This is a genomic window from Ruegeria sp. AL3, assembly GCF_056536065.1.
Genome location: NZ_JBQFJG010000001.1, coordinates 898,498 through 917,766 on the forward strand (window position 1 = coordinate 898,498; position 19,269 = coordinate 917,766).

Annotated in this window: 25 protein-coding genes; 11 read left to right on the forward strand and 14 right to left on the reverse strand. The window is 58.5% G+C overall.

From position 1 onward, the window contains the following. Positions 1–204: 204 nt before the first annotated feature. From lptB to ACR3E6_RS04540, 5 genes are read right to left on the reverse strand one after another with little or no spacing between them, the layout of a single operon-like run. Entirely contained in the window at positions 205–963 is a 759-nt protein-coding gene (lptB, locus tag ACR3E6_RS04520; RefSeq protein WP_480486032.1) for an LPS export ABC transporter ATP-binding protein, read from the reverse strand. Further along, complete coding sequence (locus tag ACR3E6_RS04525) at positions 963–1,454, reverse strand: LptA/OstA family protein (RefSeq protein WP_371732247.1); 492 nt, start codon at positions 1,452–1,454, stop codon at positions 963–965. Before ACR3E6_RS04525 ends, lptB begins: the two co-directional genes overlap by 1 nt. 3 nt (positions 1,455–1,457) lie before the next feature. Next, positions 1,458–2,039, reverse strand: coding sequence for an LPS export ABC transporter periplasmic protein LptC (locus ACR3E6_RS04530; RefSeq protein ID WP_480486034.1), 582 nt, complete (start codon positions 2,037–2,039; stop codon positions 1,458–1,460). 29 nt (positions 2,040–2,068) lie between these two features. Next, a complete protein-coding gene (locus ACR3E6_RS04535; protein WP_480486036.1) occupies positions 2,069–3,037 on the reverse strand; it encodes a KpsF/GutQ family sugar-phosphate isomerase in 969 nt (322 codons plus the stop codon). Further along, positions 3,034–3,648 (reverse strand): ribonuclease D, encoded by a 615-nt coding sequence (locus ACR3E6_RS04540; RefSeq protein ID WP_171635664.1) that lies wholly within the window; start codon positions 3,646–3,648, stop codon positions 3,034–3,036. The genes ACR3E6_RS04535 and ACR3E6_RS04540 overlap by 4 nt, the downstream gene beginning before the upstream one ends. A gap of 133 nt (positions 3,649–3,781) precedes the next feature. On the opposite strand from ACR3E6_RS04540, the gene ACR3E6_RS04545 reads away from it, so the two are divergent. The 8 genes from ACR3E6_RS04545 to ACR3E6_RS04580 all read left to right on the forward strand — a co-directional run bounded on the left by ACR3E6_RS04545 (position 3,782) and on the right by ACR3E6_RS04580 (position 10,950). Next, positions 3,782–4,039, forward strand: coding sequence for a metal-sensing transcriptional repressor (locus ACR3E6_RS04545; RefSeq protein ID WP_171635661.1), 258 nt, complete (start codon positions 3,782–3,784; stop codon positions 4,037–4,039). A gap of 3 nt (positions 4,040–4,042) precedes the next feature. After that, a complete protein-coding gene (locus ACR3E6_RS04550) occupies positions 4,043–5,362 on the forward strand; it encodes an MFS transporter (protein ID WP_171724121.1) in 1,320 nt (439 codons plus the stop codon). A 52-nt stretch (positions 5,363–5,414) separates the two neighbouring features. Next, entirely contained in the window at positions 5,415–5,843 is a 429-nt protein-coding gene (locus ACR3E6_RS04555; protein WP_152459759.1) for an Lrp/AsnC family transcriptional regulator, read from the forward strand. A 73-nt stretch (positions 5,844–5,916) separates the two neighbouring features. Next, the gene (locus ACR3E6_RS04560) at positions 5,917–6,615 is read left to right on the forward strand and encodes a transglycosylase SLT domain-containing protein (RefSeq protein ID WP_371732246.1); all 699 of its coding nucleotides are present in this window, start codon (positions 5,917–5,919) and stop codon (positions 6,613–6,615) included. 69 nt (positions 6,616–6,684) lie between these two features. Next, on the forward strand, positions 6,685–8,712 hold the full coding sequence (flhA, locus tag ACR3E6_RS04565) for a flagellar biosynthesis protein FlhA (protein WP_245218094.1): 2,028 nt from the start codon (positions 6,685–6,687) through the stop codon (positions 8,710–8,712). Next, the gene (locus tag ACR3E6_RS04570; RefSeq protein WP_480486038.1) at positions 8,709–9,482 is read left to right on the forward strand and encodes a flagellar biosynthetic protein FliR; all 774 of its coding nucleotides are present in this window, start codon (positions 8,709–8,711) and stop codon (positions 9,480–9,482) included. The genes flhA and ACR3E6_RS04570 overlap by 4 nt, the downstream gene beginning before the upstream one ends. Further along, entirely contained in the window at positions 9,479–10,567 is a 1,089-nt protein-coding gene (flhB, locus tag ACR3E6_RS04575) for a flagellar type III secretion system protein FlhB (RefSeq protein WP_480486040.1), read from the forward strand. The genes ACR3E6_RS04570 and flhB overlap by 4 nt, the downstream gene beginning before the upstream one ends. After that, the gene (locus tag ACR3E6_RS04580) at positions 10,564–10,950 is read left to right on the forward strand and encodes a hypothetical protein (RefSeq protein ID WP_480486042.1); all 387 of its coding nucleotides are present in this window, start codon (positions 10,564–10,566) and stop codon (positions 10,948–10,950) included. The genes flhB and ACR3E6_RS04580 overlap by 4 nt, the downstream gene beginning before the upstream one ends. A gap of 33 nt (positions 10,951–10,983) precedes the next feature. On the opposite strand, the gene ACR3E6_RS04585 is transcribed toward ACR3E6_RS04580, so the two are convergent. The 9 genes from ACR3E6_RS04585 to ACR3E6_RS04625 are packed head-to-tail and all read right to left on the reverse strand — an operon-like array spanning position 10,984 to position 15,528. Further along, a complete protein-coding gene (locus ACR3E6_RS04585; RefSeq protein ID WP_480486044.1) occupies positions 10,984–11,490 on the reverse strand; it encodes a flagellar basal body-associated protein FliL in 507 nt (168 codons plus the stop codon). A gap of 9 nt (positions 11,491–11,499) precedes the next feature. After that, a complete protein-coding gene (gene flgH, locus ACR3E6_RS04590) occupies positions 11,500–12,231 on the reverse strand; it encodes a flagellar basal body L-ring protein FlgH (RefSeq protein ID WP_171635648.1) in 732 nt (243 codons plus the stop codon). Then, positions 12,231–12,647 (reverse strand): flagellar basal body P-ring formation chaperone FlgA, encoded by a 417-nt coding sequence (gene flgA, locus ACR3E6_RS04595; protein WP_170345693.1) that lies wholly within the window; start codon positions 12,645–12,647, stop codon positions 12,231–12,233. The genes flgH and flgA overlap by 1 nt, the downstream gene beginning before the upstream one ends. After that, positions 12,647–13,432: a flagellar basal-body rod protein FlgG gene (gene flgG / locus ACR3E6_RS04600; RefSeq protein ID WP_170345694.1), complete on the reverse strand. Its 786-nt coding sequence runs from the start codon at positions 13,430–13,432 to the stop codon at positions 12,647–12,649. The genes flgA and flgG overlap by 1 nt, the downstream gene beginning before the upstream one ends. A 21-nt stretch (positions 13,433–13,453) precedes the next feature. Continuing rightward, on the reverse strand, positions 13,454–14,164 hold the full coding sequence (locus ACR3E6_RS04605; protein ID WP_171635644.1) for a flagellar hook-basal body complex protein: 711 nt from the start codon (positions 14,162–14,164) through the stop codon (positions 13,454–13,456). Next, the gene (locus ACR3E6_RS04610) at positions 14,164–14,436 is read right to left on the reverse strand and encodes a flagellar biosynthetic protein FliQ (RefSeq protein ID WP_152459750.1); all 273 of its coding nucleotides are present in this window, start codon (positions 14,434–14,436) and stop codon (positions 14,164–14,166) included. Before ACR3E6_RS04610 ends, ACR3E6_RS04605 begins: the two co-directional genes overlap by 1 nt. A gap of 4 nt (positions 14,437–14,440) precedes the next feature. Further along, a complete protein-coding gene (gene fliE / locus ACR3E6_RS04615; protein ID WP_171230273.1) occupies positions 14,441–14,731 on the reverse strand; it encodes a flagellar hook-basal body complex protein FliE in 291 nt (96 codons plus the stop codon). Between the two features lie 12 nt (positions 14,732–14,743). Beyond that, positions 14,744–15,130, reverse strand: a complete 387-nt coding sequence (gene flgC, locus ACR3E6_RS04620) for a flagellar basal body rod protein FlgC (RefSeq protein ID WP_171724114.1) — start codon at positions 15,128–15,130, stop codon at positions 14,744–14,746. 11 nt (positions 15,131–15,141) lie between these two features. Beyond that, a complete protein-coding gene (locus ACR3E6_RS04625; RefSeq protein WP_171724113.1) occupies positions 15,142–15,528 on the reverse strand; it encodes a FlgB family protein in 387 nt (128 codons plus the stop codon). Between the two features lie 105 nt (positions 15,529–15,633). On the opposite strand from ACR3E6_RS04625, the gene ACR3E6_RS04630 reads away from it, so the two are divergent. The 3 genes from ACR3E6_RS04630 (at position 15,634) to ACR3E6_RS04640 (ending at position 19,265) form a co-directional block, all read left to right on the forward strand. Continuing rightward, positions 15,634–16,953 carry a FliI/YscN family ATPase gene (locus ACR3E6_RS04630; RefSeq protein ID WP_480488087.1) on the forward strand — a complete coding sequence of 440 codons (1,320 nt, stop codon included), beginning with the start codon at positions 15,634–15,636 and terminating at the stop codon, positions 16,951–16,953. An 85-nt stretch (positions 16,954–17,038) separates the two neighbouring features. Further along, the gene (locus tag ACR3E6_RS04635; protein WP_480486047.1) at positions 17,039–17,878 is read left to right on the forward strand and encodes a flagellar motor protein MotB; all 840 of its coding nucleotides are present in this window, start codon (positions 17,039–17,041) and stop codon (positions 17,876–17,878) included. Between the two features lie 91 nt (positions 17,879–17,969). Next, the gene (locus ACR3E6_RS04640; protein WP_171635632.1) at positions 17,970–19,265 is read left to right on the forward strand and encodes a flagellar hook protein FlgE; all 1,296 of its coding nucleotides are present in this window, start codon (positions 17,970–17,972) and stop codon (positions 19,263–19,265) included. Positions 19,266–19,269 lie beyond the last annotated feature (4 nt).

Genomic DNA, 19,269 nt, shown 5'->3' on the forward strand with positions numbered 1-19,269 from the left:
GAACTTGTTTTTATCGGGTGGGGGGTCGAGACACTTTCCGCGGTTGTCTTAACTCCAGCCCTTCAACGAAGGGACAACGATCTCCAGACTGGAACCGGGTAAATGCCATGGGACAATTGAGGCAAGAGACGACGGAAGAGTCAATCAAAACAGGTGTGTATATACGCGATTTCCGCCATGCATCCGACGCAGACCATAACAAGCCTATGAAATACGGAAGTTTTCGCCAAGATAGACACGGCGGACATTCTCGTTCTCGACGACTTCGTCAGGTGTGCCGGACATCAGAACCTGCCCGTCATGCAGGATATAGGCGCGGTCGACAATTTCCAGCGTTTCCCGCACGTTATGGTCGGTGATCAGAACACCGATCCCCCGTTTTTTAAGGTCGGCAACCAGATGCCGGATATCGCCGACGCTGATCGGATCAACACCCGCAAATGGTTCGTCCAGCAAAAGATATTTCGGGTCTGCGGCCAAACATCGCGCTATCTCAACGCGGCGGCGCTCACCGCCGGAAAGGGCAAGAGCAGGCGCGCGACGCAGATGTTCGATCGAGAAATCCGACAACAGCTCTTCCAGCCGTTCTTTCCGCCTGTGAGCATGAGGAACCGTGATATCCAGTACCGCGGCGATATTGTCCTCGACGCTCATGCCGCGAAAGATCGACATCTCCTGCGGCAGGTAACCGATGCCCATTCGCGCACGCCGGTACATCGGCAAAGTCGTAACATTCTGGCCGTCAATCGTGACTTTGCCGGCCTCTGGGAAAACAAGCCCCGCCACGGAATAAAAGGTCGTGGTCTTACCCGACCCGTTGGGTCCCAACAGGGCAACGACTTCGGACCGGTCCAGTGTCATCGAGACATCGCGGATCACCGTTTTCTTACGGTAGGATTTCCGCAGCCTCTCGATGCGCAGCCCGGATTTGCCTTCGGCCACTGACAGGTCGGGTCGCGCCATCAGTTGTTTCCCTGCTGAAGGATCGTCTTGACGCGCCCGGTCATGGTCGCTGTGCCCGTTGTCAGATTGGCGTTCATCTGGTCGCCGCTGATGATGCTGGGGCCTTGCGTCAGCAGGACATTGCCTTTCATCACGATCACACCGGAATCGATCGTGTATTCCGCCCAATCGCCCTCTGCCGCATCGGGCGGGCTGACCAGAACAACATTCTCGGTGGCTTCCATCCGTTCAATCGCCGAGCGTTCCTCGTTATAGATCACGAGAACCCGTTCAGCAGTCAGCCGCATTTCGCCCTGAATGACGACGACATTTCCGAGGAATTCGGCAGAACCGTCCTCCTGGTTGACGTTCAACGTTTCGGACGTGACCTCGACCGGAAGACTCGGGTCGGCATTTGCAGAACCAAAAGCCACCTGCGCCTCCTGCGCTGTCGCGGTTACGGCACCTGCAAACAGAGCAAGGCACAAAGGAACAAAACGAAAATCGAACACAGGTTATCTTTCTGCTTTTTCAGGCTCGTATACCAGCTTCACGCCGTCTGTAAAAACAATATGGACCGGTCCGTCCTTTTTTTCAGTGCCAAAGGTCATGCGTCCGGCGGAAAAATTGCCGATCGGCCCGGTTCCGTTCACCCGCCCCGGCGTGTCGCCCCGGATTTCGTCCAGCGACGTGTTGAGCAGATCAGTCGTGACCTGAAGTCCGTCGGCAGTGGTAATCACGACGTCGCCGACAAAAGTTGCCGTGCCCTCATCAGGGCGGATCAAACCTGAATTGGAATCCAGAAATATCGTTCCACCGCTGAGAAGCCCCAGACGGCCCCGAAATTCGGATGCGGTCGGGGTTTCGTCTTCGCCGCCCTGCTTGGCCTGGATGGCTTCGATCTGGACATCTTCGCCTTTGCGGGTTGTCCCTCGATATTTCGGCTGTGTGACCACCTGTTGCGCCAATCGCTCGTCAATGTCTTTTTCGGCGAATGGCACCGTTACGTTGGTTTCGATGCTGCGAGACAGCAGGAACACTGTGGACAGCATCAGAATGGCCGCAAGTGGCAACAGAACCTTCAGGAACTGTACCATGCGGGAATACCTGTCCAATTCGACCTCCCTCAGCCCAGACCGACGCGCAAGCAGTCGTGGATATGCAGAAGACCCAGCGCCTGCCCGGATGCAACCTCGTCGACCACAAACAGCGAAGTGATCTTGCGATCATTCATGATCGCCACCGCCTCTTCGGCCAATGCGTCCGGTGTTATGGTGGTCGGATTGCCGGTCATGACCTGCTCGGTCGTTTTGTCCAGCAGACCGTCCATGTGTCGCCGCAAGTCACCGTCCGTAATGATGCCCGACAAATGCCCCTGCGCATCCGTTACACCGGCCACGCCGAAACCCTTTTGGCTAATTTCGATCAGCGCGTCGCTCATCGCGGTGTTCGCCGCGACCAGAGGCAGGGCGTCGCCTGTATGCATCAGGTCGCGCACCGTACTCAGCCGCGCACCCAGCTTTCCGCCGGGGTGGAAGGCGCGAAAATCCTCGGGGCGGAAGTCGCGATACTTCATCAGCGCAATGGCCAGCGCATCGCCCATTGCAAGGGTCAGCGTCGTCGAGATTGAAGGCACCATGCCGAAACCGCAGGCCTCGCCCATCGACGGTATCAGCAGATGCACATCAGCCTGTTTCATCAACGTGCTTTCTGGCTTGCTGGATAGCCCGATCAGCGGAATGCCAAAGCGGCGCGTAAAGGCAAGCAGGTTGGCCAGCTCAGGCGCTTCGCCCGAATTCGAAATCGCCAGCACCACATCGCCTTTGGAAACCATGCCCAGATCGCCATGGCTGGCCTCGGCCGGGTGCACGAAATAGGCGGGCGTTCCGGTACTGGCCAGAGTGGCGGCAATCTTGTGGCCGATATGGCCCGATTTTCCGATGCCACTGATGATGATGCGCCCGGTGGCTTTCAGGATCAGATGCACGGCCTCGGCAAAATGCTCGTCAAGGCTGTCGGCCAGCACATCCAGCGCGCGGGCCTCGTCAGTGACGACCTGGCGGGCGGTTCTCAGGAATGCTTCGGTGTCGGTCATGAGTGTGCAAAGATATCCGTTTCGGGCCAACCGGCGAGGTCCAGCTTCGCACGCATCGGCAAGAAATCAAAACAGGCCTGCGCCATCTCGGTCCGGCCCTCGCGCGCCAGCCGCTTGTTCAACTCGTCGCGCAGGCGGTGCAGATAAAGAACGTCCGAGGCCGCATAGTCCAGCTGAGCATCGGTCAGGGTTTCAGCGCCCCAGTCGCTCATCTGCTGTTGTTTCGAGATATCCACGCCGATCAGTTCCTGGCACAGGTTCTTCAGCCCGTGACGGTCGGTGTAGGTGCGCACCAGCCGGCTGGCGATCTTGGTGCAGTAAACCGGCGCGGCCAGGGCACCAAAGGTGTGATACATCGCGGCGATGTCGAACCGCCCGAAATGGAACAGCTTCAGGACATCGGGGTTTTCCAGCATGGCACTCAGGTTCGGGGCTACGGTCTGGCCCTTGTCCACCTGGATGATATGGCTGTTACCGTCGCCGCCTGACATTTGGATCACGCACAGGCGATCGCGATGCGGGTTCAGCCCCATGGTTTCACAGTCAATGGCCACAACCGGGCCCAGATCCAGCCCATCCGGCAGATCGTTTTTGTACAAATGGTTCGCCACCCGACTATTCCTTTGTGCGATATCGCCTCCGAGATAGGCGGTTTGGTCCCCAAACTCAACGCCGTCCGAAAGTCGCGGGCCGTTCGATGCCGAATCCTTGACCATATCCCCATCGGGGGGATATGGATAAGTCATGTCAGACAACGCCCACCAGTCACATCCACAGATCACGGCCCGACTGAAGCGGGCCCATGGGCACCTCGCCAAGGTCATTGCCATGCTCGAGGAGCACGCCCCCTGTTCCGACATCGCCCAACAGTTGTTTGCAGTAGAGAAGGCCGTCACCAATGCCAAACGCGCATTGATTCATGATCATATCGAACACTGCCTGTCCGCTGACGACGATGGCGGCGGGATCGAAGACTTCAAAGCGATTACAAAGTACCTCTGAGCCATGCTGAGTATTCTGAAACACCGCACCTACCGCCACCTGTTCGCCGCCCAGATCGTCGCCCTGACCGGAACCGGGCTGGCCACGGTCGCCCTTGGGCTGCTCGCCTTTGATCTGGCCGGGAATGCTGCGGGCCTTGTCCTAGGCACGGCACTGACGATCAAGATGGTGGCTTACGTCACTGTTGCACCGCTCGCCGCTGCTTTTGCCGAGCGTCTGGATCGTCGCAAGATGTTGGTCGTGCTGGACCTGATCCGCGCTGCGGTTGCAGTGTGCCTGCCTTTCGTAACCGAAATCTGGCAAATCTACGTGCTGATCTTCGTGCTCCAATCGGCGTCGGCGGGCTTTACGCCCGCCTTTCAGGCCACGATCCCGGACGTTCTGCCAGACGAAGCTGAATACACGCGTGCCTTGTCGCTGTCACGCCTGGCCTACGATATGGAAAGCCTGCTGAGTCCCATGTTCGCCGCCGCATTGCTGCTGCTGGTCAGCTTCAACAGCCTGTTCTGGGGTACCGCGTTGGGTTTTGTCGCATCGGCAATGCTGGTTGTCTCGGTCGTGCTTCCGTCACCCAAGCCAAGCCGCCCCCGCGGCATCTATGACCGCACCACGCGCGGCATTCGTATCTATCTGAAAACACCCAGGTTGCGCGGACTGCTTGCGCTCAGCTGGAGCGCAGCAGCCCTGAGCTCGATGGTAATCGTGAACACCGTGGTCATCGTGCGCGCCAATCTGGGCCTGTCGGAAAGCGCGGTGGCCATTGCCCTGGCCGGGTTCGGGGGCGGGTCGATGCTTGCAGCCTTTACCTTGCCCCGCCTTCTGGATCGGATCGAGGACCGTCGGGTCATGGTCGCGGGCGCCGTATTCGCCACTGGCTCCATGGCCGTCGCTGCGATGTTGGCCGCAATTGCTCCTCTGTCGCTCGGGTTGCTGACCGCGTTGTGGGCATTCACCGGTTTCGGATATTCCACCACCCTGACACCTTCGGGCCGCCTTTTGACCCGGTCGGCCCACCCCGAGGATCGCCCCGCCGTCTTCGCCGCACAGTTTACCCTGTCGCATGGTTGCTGGCTGGTTCTTTACCCGCTGGCGGGGTGGTTGATGACCGTGTTCGGCCCGACCGTCACACTCAGCAGCATGGCGACGCTGTCCGTGGCGGGCGTCGTCGGTGCAATCGGCCTGTGGCCGCGCCTCGACCAGGAACCGATCACCCATGATCACCCCGACCTGCCGCCCGATCATCCGCATCTGGCCGGGTCAGGCCCGCACGCGCATCCGATCATCATCGACGATCTGCACCCGCGCATCCCGCGCGAACCCTGAGCGGGCGCTTCGACCTGATCTCAACCCGGAATGACCATGAATCAGAGCCCCAATGGACCAGCTTGACCGTCGCATCATCGCCGCCCTGCAAGCCAACGCACGCGCCTCGACCACGCAGATTGCGACCACGCTGGGTGTGGCCCGGACAACCGTGCACGAGCGAATTAACCGGATGGAACAGCGCGGCCTGATCGAAGGATATTCCGTGCGCCTCGGGTCCACCGAAGACACGCCGAAAGTGCAGGTCATCGTCATGCTCGAAGTGCAGCAAAAGGAAACCAGCCGGATCATCAAGCGGCTCGAAGCCTACCCCGAAGTCAAACTGTGCCTGTCGATCAACGGAGAATTCGACCTTATGCTGTCGGCAGAGGCCCCAAGGCTGGAGGATCTGGACATTCTGGTCGATGACCTGGCGAAAATTCCCGGTGTCTTGCGCACCAATACCAGCGTTGTTTTCGGGCGCAGGATAGATCGAAACTGAAACGGCGATAACTCTCTGTAAACCGATCGTTGGCTAGCTTGGCCGGGAGAGATCAGAATCCCGGACCGGCAGAATGCCAAATCAGAAGTTCCCGCTGTTACTCATATTGGTACATGTGCTTTTGGCGCAGGCAGGGTTTGCCATGCCAGATGCCAAAACCGGTGACCTGTGCGATCATGCCGCGCGCCGCGCCGCTTTGTCCGAAGGCGTGCCCCTGGACGTGCTGCGCGCCATCTCGCGCGTTGAAACCGGGCGCAGGCTGGACGGCCGGTTGCAGCCTTGGCCCTGGACGATCAACGTCGGCGGTCAGGGATACTGGTTCAAGTCCGAGGTCGAAGCCAAGGCCTATGCGTTCAAAATCTTCAAATCGGGCGCCCGCAGCTTTGATGTCGGCTGTTTTCAGATCAATTATCGCTGGCACGGCAGAGCCTTCCGTTCGATCGACGCGATGTTCGATCCGGATGAGAACGCGACCTACGCCGCCCGGTTCCTGAATGAACTCCATGCCGAGCTTGGATCGTGGCCCGCAGCCGCGGGGGCTTATCATTCCCGCACGACGCCCCTTGCCGAAGCTTACAAAGAGCGGTTTCAAAAGGTGCTGGCACAGCTTGAAGGGGCCCCCCGAACCCGGGTTGCGGGCACGTCTCGGGATCCGTTCACCGGAGCCGGACTCCCCTTGATCCCCATTCCGACGGCCTCGCCCCGCACCGGCGCGCTTGGGTCTCTGGTGCCGGCCGCAGGCGCCGCAACCGCGTTTATCGCCTTCAACTAGGAGTTTCGCGTGCCCAAGGTAAACATCCAGTCGCTGTTTTCGCCTACTGTCCTGCTGGCGATTGCGCTGATGACAGTCATCGTCATGATGATCCTGCCCATGCCAGCCTGGGTTCTGGACGTGGGGTTGGCGGCCTCCTTTGCCCTGGCCATCCTGATCTTCACCCTGACCCTGTTCATTGAACGCCCGCTGGACTTTTCGTCCTTCCCGACGATTCTGCTGGCGTCTTTGATGTTGCGCCTGTCGCTGAATGTGTCGTCGACGAAACTGATCATCGGGCAGGGGCACACCGGCCCGAATGCGGCAGGAGACGTGATCGAAGGTTTTGCCAGTTTCGTCATGGGCGGCAGTATTTTTCTTGGCCTGGTGGTGTTCGGCGTGCTGCTGATCGTGAATTTCATGGTCATCACCAAAGGCGCCGCCCGCATGGCCGAAGTCGGCGCGCGCTTTGCGTTGGACGGGATGCCCGGCAAACAACTTGCGATCGACAGCGACATGTCCGCCGGGGCAATCGATCATCAGCAGGCCAAGGAACGGCGAGAGCTGGAACAGCAGGAGACGACATTCTTCGGTTCGCTCGACGGTGCGTCGAAATTCGTGAAAGGTGACGCCGTCGCCGGACTTCTGATCACGTTGCTGAACCTCGTCATGGGCCTGGTCATGGGCGTCGTCGTACATGGAATGCCCGTGGCCTCAGCGTTCGAAACCTATGCGATTCTGACCGTCGGCGACGGGTTGGTGTCCCAAATTCCCGCCGTCATCATTTCCATAGCGTCTGCCCTGCTGCTGGCACGGGGCGGCACGCAAGGGGCCACGGACAACGCCATCTTTTCTCAACTTGGCCGCCACCCCGCAGCATTGTCGACTGTCGCGGTGCTCATGGTCCTGTTCGCTCTGGTGCCCGGTCTCCCTTTTCTGCCGTTCATCCTTGGCGCAGCTATTCTGGGATATGCGGCTTACAATGTTCACCGAAAGCAGCAAGATGCGGCGGCATCGGCAAACCTGCCCTCGACCGAAACCGAAGCGCCGTCATCCCAGGCTATCGGCGACATCCTGGACCTGGATGATGTCCATCTGGAGTTCGCCCCGGATCTGGTCAGCATGGTTCTGAACCCTGGCACGGGGCTGGACGCCCGTATTGCCAATATGCGGACCTATGTGGCGTCGACCTTTGGCCTGATTCTGCCCGAGATCCGCCTGACCGACCGCGCCGACCTGCCGACCGGAACGTATGTGATCAAGGTTCAGGGCGTCGAACAGGCACGCGGTGTCTTGCATCCCGATCTGGTCCTGGCGCTCGTGCAGGACGGGTTTGACCTGCTGCCGGAGGGCAATGACGTGACCGAGCCTGTCTATGGTGCTCCGGCGCGCTGGATCCTGCCGAAAGATCAGGAGGACGCCGCGCTGAGCGGCGCCACCATAGTCTCACCGCCTGAGATTCTTGCCACCCATCTGCTGGAGATCATCAAACAGAACTTCTCGCGCCTGCTGACACTGAAATCCCTCCGGCGCCTGCTGTCGGAAATGACCCGCCTGAGCGACCCGGTACGCGCCGAAGCCAACCGCAAGCTGCTGGATGAACTGATCCCCGACAAAGTGCCGATCGACACGTTGCACGCTGTTCTGCGCCTGTTGCTCGACGAACGTGTGTCGATCCGCAACATGGCGCTGATCCTTGAAAGTGTCGCCGAGGCGCGGCTGACCACAACCCAGCCCGAAGGCATCTGTGAACTTGTGCGTCAGCGTCTTGGCTTTCAGCTGGTCGCGGACATGAAGCGCGAGGATGGTTCGATCCCTCTGATACAGTTGGCCCCGGAATGGGAGGACACATTCGCCTCTTACCAGATCGACGCCCCAAATACCGGCATGGATGTCGCGCTGCCCCCAAACGTGTTCAACAAACTGGCCGACGGAGTTGTGAGCACCATCGCCAATTCCGCTGACAACGGTCTGTTTCCGGCCGTCGTGACCTCGACCCGGCGCCGTCGGTTGCTGCGCACAGTCATGCAGGCACGCGGCGTGTCCAACCCGGTGTTGTCCTTCGAAGAAATCGGGCTGGAAGCCAAACCTGCCTTGGTCGGAACTGTTGCAGCGTGATTGCCCTGCCGCCAGAAATGCTGTCGCAGCTGGCCGAAGCAATCTGGCACGCCTTTGTCGTGTTTCTGCGCGTCTCCGCTCTTGTTTCGCTGCTTCCAGCTTTCGGTGAGCGCAGTATTCCGACACGGGTAAAGCTTGGTGCTTCCGTTGCTTTCACGCTGATCATACTGCCCGCTGCGCCCCCCGTCAGAATTGATCCCAGCCTTTGGGCGACCGTGCAACTGGTCGGCACCGAAGTCCTGATCGGGCTTGTCCTGGGGATAGGCCTGCGCCTGTTCGTTCTCGCGCTGCAAACCGCGGGGTCTATTGCGGCTCAGTCCACGTCATTGTCGCAACTGTTGGGTGGAGCGGCGGCCGATCCGGTCCCCGCCATGGGATACCTGCTGACCCTGGCAGGGCTGACACTTGCCGTAATCATGGACCTGCACATCCGGGCCGCGCAGTTCCTGATCCAGAGTTATGGCCTGTTCCCAATAGGGCTGGCACCTGATGCCGCGGATTCGTCGCGCTGGGGATTGCATCAGGTCGCCAGCAGCTTTGGGCTGGCTTTTGCACTGGCAACGCCGTTCGTCATTGCCTCTCTGATTTACAACCTGGCACTTGGGGTCATCAACCGGGCAATGCCCCAGCTGATGGTGGCCTTCGTGGGTGCTCCTGCAATTACCTTCGCCGGACTGTTTCTGCTGTTCGCAGGCACACCGCTGATCCTGTCCGTGTGGGCGGACGCGCTGGTTGCCTTCTTCGCCAACCCTATGGGAGCGCAAAGATGAGCGCAGGTGATGACGACAGCGACAAGTCATACGAGCCGACACCGCAAAAGCTGCTGAAGGCGCGCGAGAAAGGTGAGGTTCCAAAATCCAACGACTTGTCGGTTGTGGCGGCATATACCGGGTTTCTGATCGCCCTGCTTACAGTCGGTCAATACAGCGTCGAGCATATGGGCACCGGGTTCATGGTTCTGATCGATCAGTCCGACGCTTTTGCACGGCTTCTGACGGATGGGCCATCGCATGCTCCGGTTGCAGGGGTTTTGAAAAGTGCCCTGCTGCCTGTTGCTTTGCTGTTCTGCCTTCCTGCCGCGGCTGTTCTGCTGAACTTGATCGCCCAGCGCGCGCTGATCTTTGCCCCAAGCAAATTGAAACCAAAACTTTCGCGTATCTCTCTGATTTCGAACGCAAAGAACAAGTTCGGGCGGGGCGGCCTGTTCGAGTTTGCCAAAAGCACCACCAAACTGTTGATCTACAGCACCTGCCTTGCGCTTTTTCTGAAAGCCAATCTAACCGAAATTTTGTCTGCCAGCGCGGCGCCGGCAAAGTCATCCATTCTGCTGATGATGAACCTGCTGTTTCGCTTTCTGTTCATCGTGATCACTATCGCACTGGCCATCGGGGTTGTCGATTTCCTTTGGCAATATGCCGAACACGTGCGCAAGAACCGTATGTCGCGCAAGGAGATCATGGATGAAACCAAGGATGCCGAGGGCGACCCTCTTGTCAAACAACACCGGCGCCAGCGTGCACAGGAAATCGCAACCAACCAAATGTTGGCAGGTGTTCCAGGCGCGGATGTCGTGATCGTAAACCCCACCCATTATGCTGTGGCGCTTAAATGGACACGGGTTGCCGGCAGCGCCCCGGTTTGCGTTGCCAAAGGGGTGGACGAAATCGCCGCCACCATCCGATCCGCCGCAGGAGAAGCAGGCGTTCCGATCCATTCAGACCCTCCCACAGCTCGCGCCCTTCACGCGACCGTGGACATAGGTCAGGAGATCGCCGAAGAGCACTATCGTCCTGTTGCCGCCGCGATCCGGTTTGCCGAAGCGATGCGAAAACGCGCGAAGGAGCAAGTTCGATGACTCATACGCAATTGTCCGATCTGGAAAAAGTGACCAACGCAGCGTTTCAGAAGCAGTTTCAAGCGCTGCGACCGATCCTGGAGGCCGAGGCACGGATCAAGCAGCAACTTGCCAGATTGGACGGTCAACTCCGTCAGGCGCGCCAAGACAGCACCAAGGTCGAAGGCTATCAGGTTTCAGGGACCGACGTTCTCTGGAATAGTTGGGAGTCCGCGACCCGGAGACAATTGAACCTGCAACTGGCACGAACGCGCGCGCAGAAACTGGCCGGAATGGAAGCTTTACGTGCTGCCTTTGGGCGAAAACAAGCGGTGGAAACACTGCGGAAGAAAGTTCAGCAGGCAAACCGAAAAGCAAAAACCAGAAAACACTTCGGGCCATAGCTTGACCGACCCGGAGTATCGGGCCGATTAGTGTCAGCTATCTTGTCGGTTTACACTCAGGATCAGCACTTTGGACACGTCGTCGCCAAATTCTTTGCGCGCCACTTCCAACAAGGAATTCCGCAATACATCCAGGTTCCCGGATTCTGTAAAAGCCCCGTCAAAACCACCCGTGTTTGCATGGTCAAAAAGAACCTGAAGAAAGCCATCCCTGAGTTTAGGTTCGATTGCATAATAGGTTTCTGTAATGGCCGGGTTCGCCTCAAGGCTCAGCGACAGCGTTACCATGGCTTCGATCTGGTCATCTTTTACAACGGGGACGACAAATTGTTTGGTCATTTTCAGATAACCAAGGCTCTCCCCCTCGCCTTTTTCCTTTGATTTCCCTGTTTTTTTGCCGGCCGCCTTGTCCTCTTTGACTGCTTCTTTTTCGGCAACGGCAGTTTCAGGTTTCTTTTCAGGTGCAAGAACCAGACCCGCGCCAATACCCGCGCCGAGTCCAACAATCAAAAGAATCACGGGAATCAATTTCGCGACCACGATCTCACCTCAGAACGGCAAAAGGGAATCAAGAACTTGCTGACCATAGCGGGGTTGCTGGACATCCGTTATCTGCCCTCTGCCGCCATATGACACGCGCGCCGACGCGATTTTGTCATAGGTTATTTCGTTTTGCCGCGAGATGTCCTGCGGGCGGACATATCCCGTCACAAGAAGCTCTCGCAGTTCGAAGTTGACTCGCAACTCCTGGGATCCCGATATTGAAAGAACTCCGTTCGGCAACACATCCAGCACTGTTGCGGCAACACGCAGAGTCAGTTTTTCATTTCTCCTGACGGATCCCCGGCCAGAGCTCGAGGAATCCGCCTCAATCGAAACGGCTTCATCCAGTGACGCGCCCTGGGGCAGGTTCTTTTGCACGCGCTGAGGCAGGCCGAAGAGGCTGGGTACTTCGAGATTCTCGGAACCAGATCTGGATCGTCTGGTGTTGTTCGAAATTTCTGCCTTCTCGTCCAGCTCGATGACAACGGTCAGGATGTCGCCTTTCTTGATCGCCCGCTGGTCGCCCAGCAATGAATGCTGCCCGCCGCTCCACAAAGAGGATCGGTCGACGTTTCGCTGGGGTTGGGTGTGCAATGGCAAACCCGGCCACAACATTGCAACCTGTTCCGGGGAATCCTCGTTGGGTGTGAAACTTGGCGGTTTGCCCAAATGATCCATTCGACCACATGCGGACAAGGCAAAAGCCGTCAGGATAAGGGTTTTTGGCAATCCGTGCATCACTGTACCTCGATTTGACCGTCCGGACGGATTCGGCCTGTTACGGTTGTTCGGGATGAAAGGTTCATGACCCGAATGCGATCCCCCGCCGCACCGCGCCCCAAGGCCCGGCCCTCTGTGGTGATCGACAAGGGTTGGCTGCTGAACACCAGCACGACCAGATCGTTTCGATCCACGATGGCAGGTGGCCCGACATCAGAGCCGCGAATTGGCCGACCGGGGTAGAGCGCCACCCGGGCCTCTTGTCCGATCAGAAGGTCAGGGTCGGAAATTGCATCCGCAACATCTGTTGGCTTCAACTCGAGATCGGCCGCAGAAATGACTTCCTTGGCCCGGATCGTGCGTGTCGGCACCACGATGTCAGCCTGGGCGGCAATTGGCGCCAGCAGCACCAGAGAAAGAACCAGATATCGCATCACCGTACCTGCGTTGTCGCGCTCATCATCTGGTCCACCGCGGTGATGACTTTGGCATTCATCTCATAGCCGCGTTGCGCTTCGATCAGCTCGGTAACTTCGCGAACGGCGTCAACCGAACTGTCTTCCAGATAACCCTGCCGCAAAGTTCCCAGACCGTCTTCGCCCGGCGTACCCAGTACCGGAGCGCCGGAAGCTTCGGTTTCCTTGAACAGATTGCTTCCGACGGCTTCCAGGCCCTTTGCGTTCGAAAAACTGGCCAGCGTAAACTCCCCAAGCAACTGACCTTCGGGGGAATCGTCAAAATATGCATAGACCTCGCCCGACGCATTGATCGAAACAGAACGCGCATCGTCGGGGATGGTGATTTCCGGCGAAACCGCAAACCCGTCAGAGGTGACGATCAGACCTTCGGCCGACCGCTTCAAACTGCCGTCGCGCGTATAAGCGGCCTGACCGCTGGGCAAGGTCACCTCCAGATATCCGCGACCTTCGATTGCAACATCCAGATCGCTCCCGGTGGCTGACAAGGCGCCTTGTTCCAATTGCACTGTTACCGCTGCCGGTCGCACACCCAGACCCAGTTGAATACCCGTGGGCAGAACCGTTCCGTCCGACGCGTTCACGGTGCCGGCCCGCGCCATCTGCTGATAATGCAGGTCGGCGAATTCGGCCCGTCGGGCGTTGTAGCCGGTGGTGTTCATATTCGCGAGGTTGTTCGAGATCGTCTCGACCCGCATCTGTTGCGCTGTCATCCCGGTGGCGGCAATTTTAAGGGCCCGCATGTCTAACTCTCCTCATCCAAATCAGCGCATCAGCGCCTTGAGTGCTCCACGCACGCGCTCATCTTCACTCTCAAGAAAGCTTTGCCCCAGCTCATAGGCGCGCTGGATTTCGACCAAACGGGTCACTTGCTGAATCGCGTTCACGTTTGACCCTTCGAGAAAGCGATGCAAAACCACCGGCTCGTCGACCGGCTCGATTGCACCGTCGGTACGGAAACGAGTGTTTCCTTCGCGTACAAGTTCGTTCGTGTCGGCGACGTTGAAAACGCCCAGCTGACCCAGAAGTTGACCATCGACACTCAGCGTTCCGTCGCTGCCGACATCGATTGACGCGGCATCAGGCGGGATGAACACAGGCGCGCCATTGGCATCGAGCACGCGCGCACCATCCATTGAAACCAGATCGCCATCGGCATTGGGAGAAAAACTACCAGCCCGCGTCAGCCGGTTGCCGTTCTCGGTTTCGACCATGAAGAACCCGTCGCCCTCGATGGCAAAATCAAATTGCCCGCCGGTTTGCTTCAGCACACCCTGCTGCGTTGACGAATTTCGCGCCTCGGCCCTGCTCATGGAAAGGGAGGGGCTGTTCGGCATATCTCGAATGTATTCCGAGAACACCAGCCCCTGCTGGCGATAGCCGGTCGTGTTGGCATTTGCGATGTTATTCGCCACCAGGCGCATTTCATTCATCAGCCCGGACTGGCGGGACAGGGTGACATAGGCGGTGTCCATCAGCGACCTCCTGCGATCAATGGAACAAGCGTACCGGTAAAAAACGTAACAAGGGTCTGAGTCATGAACCCCATCGAGATCCAGAACACGACGACGATGGCGATCAGTTTGGGAACAAAGGTCAGTGTCATTTCCTGTATCGACGTCAGGGCCTGAAACAGACCAACGATCAGGCCTGACACCAGAGCAACTGCCAGAATCGGGACCGATGTAATGACGGCGATCCAGAGAGCCTGACGCACGATGTCATAGAAAAGACCTTCGCTCAGCATGGTATCAGACCGGCATCCGAAGGATTTCCTGATAGGCCTCGACCACCTTGTTGCGCACGATCACAGCTGTCTCGACGGCCAGTTCGGTCTGTGCCAGCGCCTGCACCAGCGCGTGCGGGTCGGCCTGCCCTACCATCGCGGTCTGCGACATCTGCTCGCTGTGTTTCAACGTGGATGCAAAGTCCTGAAAACTTGCCTTCAGCCCCTGCACCATGCCCGAGTGATCTGGGTCGGCCTGGGTTGCAGGACGGGCGCCGGCATAATTCTGCGCGGCGGTCAAGGATCGGATGTCCATTCTGGCTGTCCTTTATTTTCTAAGCAGTTCCATCAATGACGACGACATTTGCCGTGTTTGATCGAACATCTTGAGGTTGGCTTCGTAGCTCCGCTGCGCCTCACGCGCGTCGGCTATTTCGATCATCAGATCGACATTCGATCCCAGATAGTGACCACTGGCATCTGCCAACGGGTGACCGGGGTCGAAAATTCGTGTCAAGTCGCGTCGATCAAGCTTTACGCGGCCAGCTTTCACCACGTTCCGACCCTCTTTTTCCATGGTCTCAAACGGCACCGTCTTGCGCCGGTACCCGGGTGTATCCGCATTCGATATGTTTTCGGACACGTGACGCAGACGGGCTGCCTGCGCACGCAGGGCGCTGGCGGATGCAGCAAGTGAGTGGGAAAAATCGCTCATCCCCGGCCTCCTTATCCACGCCCCAGACTGGTGCGAAGGATGTTCATCGAGGATTTGTAGATCGCCAACGCGCGGTCGTGCTGTCGTTTGACATCGACCGATTTCAGCATTTCTTCTTCAAGCGATACGCCGTTGCCATTTGGATCACCCGACGAAGCGGCCTGGTGCTCTGCCCAGGGCTGCGCACCTGTACCGCCGTGCAGATGACCCTGCCGCGTGGCCATCATGGTCACTTCGCGTCCCGAGGTTTCAAGTGCTTTATGGAAGGGCTCGATATCGCGCGGCTGGTAGCCCGGCGTATCCGCATTGGCCATGTTGCGCGCAATCACTGCCTGCCGTTGCCCGGCATGGGTTGCCATTGCGTACGCGGTCTTTAGGACGTTCAAGTCATAGAACATCGGGGCTTCTCCCTCGATCAATTTCAATCAAGGCTTAACCCCGATTCCTTTAGAAACCGTTTTCAGAACCCAATTGGAGAACCCAAGATGTCTGATCTCGACCCGATGCTTCTGAAACATGAATTCGATCGGATGACTTCAATCCGCCACGTGGGCCTGGTCAGCGGCGTCGCGCAAGGGTTGATCGAGATCAGTGGTCTGAACGAACATGCGCGAATCGGGGACTTGCTTACATTGCGGCGGCGCGCAGGGCCCGATCTGGCCGGTGAAGTGCTGCATGTCGGTGCAGACCATATCCACATGATACCGGGTTCCGCCCCTGACGGTGTCAGCCTCGGGGATCGTGTGTACCTTGATCCCTCGCCGGGTTTCGCGCCCGCATTGCACTGGCTTGGACGCGTCATTGATCCGTTTGGCAAACCGCTGGACGGAAAACCTCTGCTGAACGGGCCACAGGATCGCGACATCATGCAAGCCCCGCCGCCTGCGGTGGCGCGCAAGCCATTGGGAAAGCGGATGGCCACCGGACTATCCGTTCTCAACACCATGCTGCCGATTGTACGCGGTCAACGCGTTGGGTTGTTTGCGGGATCAGGTGTGGGGAAATCGACGCTGCTGTCGACGCTGGCGCGCTTCATGCAGGCTGACGTGGTTGTGGTGGCTCTTGTCGGCGAACGTGGGCGTGAAGTGAACGAGTTTGTTGCCCGCGCCATAGGTACGGAAGCCATGAGGCGCACGATCGTGGTCGCCGCGACGTCCGACCAGTCTGCATTGGCGCGCAGACGGTGCGCGTGGTCGGCCATGTCGGCGGCAGAATTCGTGCGGGATCTGGGGCTGAACGTCCTGTTTCTGGCCGATTCGGTAACCCGTTTCGCGGAAGCGCACCGTGAAATCGCCGTTGCCATGGGCGAAGCCCCGTCACTCCGAGGCTATCCGCCCTCTGTCACCCCCCTGATTGCCAACCTGTGTGAACGCGCAGGCCCCGGCACGCAGGAGCAGGGTGATATCACCGCCGTGTTCAGCGTCCTGGTTGCGGGGTCCGACATGGATGAACCCATCGCCGACATTCTGCGCGGTGTGTTGGACGGGCATATCGTACTCAGCCGCGAGATTGCCGAACGCGGGCGCTTCCCGGCCATCGACCTCAGCAAATCCGTATCCCGCAGCCTTCCAGAGGCCGCGTCAGAGGCCGAGAACCAGATGATCAACGAAACCCGCAAACTTGTTGGCAGCTACGAACAATCCGAAGTCATGATAAAGGCCGGGCTGTATTCAGAAGGATCAGATCCGCTCTTGGATCAGGCCGTGCGCGTTCATGAGGAGTTGGACGCGTTTTTCGGCAAACCCGATTCCGAAGGGATTGAAAACAGCTTCAACCGCTTGTCCCTGATTCTGCGCCGTGCCTCGGCCGGCCTGCCGCGTTAGTGAACTCGGAACAGTTTTAAGTATTAAGGCCGCCTTAAGACCTACGCTGCTATCCCGATAGCCGGGTGATAAAAAGGTGGTGGAGATGGGTGCGCAAACCAATGCGGCGCCAATCATCATCAAGAAGAAGCGTGTATCGGGTGGCGATGGCCATCACGGTGGCGCGTGGAAAGTCGCGTATGCCGACTTTGTGACGGCCATGATGGCCTTCTTCATGTTGATGTGGCTGCTGAACGCAACAACGGAACAGCAACGAAAAGGGTTGGCGGATTATTTCGCACCGACAATCCCGCTAAGCCCGGAATCCGGCGGCGGGGACGGGGCGTTTGGCGGCGACAGCATGCTGTCTGAAGAAGTGCTGCTGCGGGACGGTCAAGGTGCCACGACCACTCACCCGACTGAATCGCATCAGGCCCGTGGCTCGATCGGAGTGAATGCCGAGGGCGGCGGCAAAGGAGACAAGGAAGATTTCTCTACGTTGGAGGCGCAACTGCTGGGGCGCACGGGTGAAAGCGAGGTCTCGGACAAACTGCTCAAGCATATCGTCACACGGGTCACGGATGAAGGACTGGTGGTGGAACTGTTTGACACCGACGATCAGGCATTGTTCGAATCGGGCTCTGACAAGCCAACCAGCTTTCTGCGGTCCCTGGCCCTGATCATCGCCCGAGCCTCGGATCTTGTCGTCAATTCGATCGCTGTCGAAGGGCATGTCAGCGCGTCTCCGGTTGTGCAGGCGCGCAACACAGCCTGGGAACTGTCCACGGCAAGGGCCCAAAAATTGCGTCAGTTGCTACAGGACAAGGGCGTTGCGGCACAAAGAATGGATCGTGTTACGGGCCATGCAGACCAAGAATTGTTCGCCGACAATCCCATGGCTGCGCGAAACAACAGGATCGAAGTGATCTTTCTGCGCCAGCCCTAAATGATAGAGCGTATTTTACATGTTAGCGCGCTGTTAAGGGGCAGCGCGTTACCTGTTGCATCAAAGACGGACGCAACAGAAGGGCGCACCCATGACCATTTCCTCTTCGCTCAATGCCGGTGTGGCGGCGCTGAAAGCCAATGCCAACAGGTTGGCGACGATTTCCGACAATATCGCGAACTCTTCAACCTATGGATATAAACGGGTCGAGACGGATTTTCATTCAATGGTCACGTCGGGCCAGGGTGGCAGCTATTCGGCAGGCGGCGTGCGGACGACAAGCCAGCGCATGATTGATCAACGCGGGCCCTTGGTCACAACCAGCAACTCAACCGATCTGGCAGTTCGTGGGCGCGGCATGTTGCCTGTGCGCCCCAGTTCGCAGATCGGGAATAATTCGAACGAGATGCTGCTGACAACCACCGGGTCGTTCCGCACCAACGAAGAAGGGTATTTGGTTACCGAATCCGGCCTCGTTCTTCTGGGGTGGCCCGCGGCATCTGATGGCACTATTCCACCGGTTTCGCGCGACACACCCTCCGCGCTTGTACCCATTCAGCTCAGCGTGAATCAGCTGTCGGGTTCTCCAACCACGGAAATGAAACTGCGTATGAACCTTCCGGCCACGGCAACAGATGCGGGCGCGCCGGGCGACATTCAGCCTTTGTCGGTCAAGTATTTCGACAATCTCGGCAAGTCTGAAAGCGTCGATATCCAGTTGATTCCGACCGTTCCCGCAACCGGCAGCAGCAATGAATGGCGGATGGTATTGCGCGATTCAGCCTCTGGCGGGGCCGTCGTGGGGGAATACAGGCTGACATTCACCGACAACCGAACGGCCGGGGGAACCCTCGCAAGCGTGACACCTATTTCAGGTGGTGCTTATGATCCAGCAACGGGCAGTGTCATGGTCAACGTCGCCGGTGGACCGATGGAGATCAATATCGGCCAGATCGGGGATACCGACGGCATAACCCAGCTATCCGACACCTTTGCGCCGGTTTCAATCACACGCGACGGCTCTGCCGTGGGAACCATGACCAGCGTTCAGGTGGACGAAAACGGCTATGTCTACGCGCGCTATGATACAGGTGTCAACCGCCGCATGTTCCAAATCCCGCTTGCTGACGTTCCCAATCCTAACGGCCTGACCGCGCTGGACAGCCAAACCTACGAGCCGTCACGGGAAAGCGGTACGTTCTTTCTTTGGAATGCCGGCGAAGGCCCGACAGGGGATCTTGTTTCTTTCGCGCGTGAGGAATCCACCACGGATGTGGCGACTGAGCTGACCTCATTGATTCAGACGCAACGTGCTTACTCGTCCAGCGCCACGGTGATCCAGACAGTGGACGAGATGTTGCAGGAAACGACAAACCTGAAACGTTAATCCA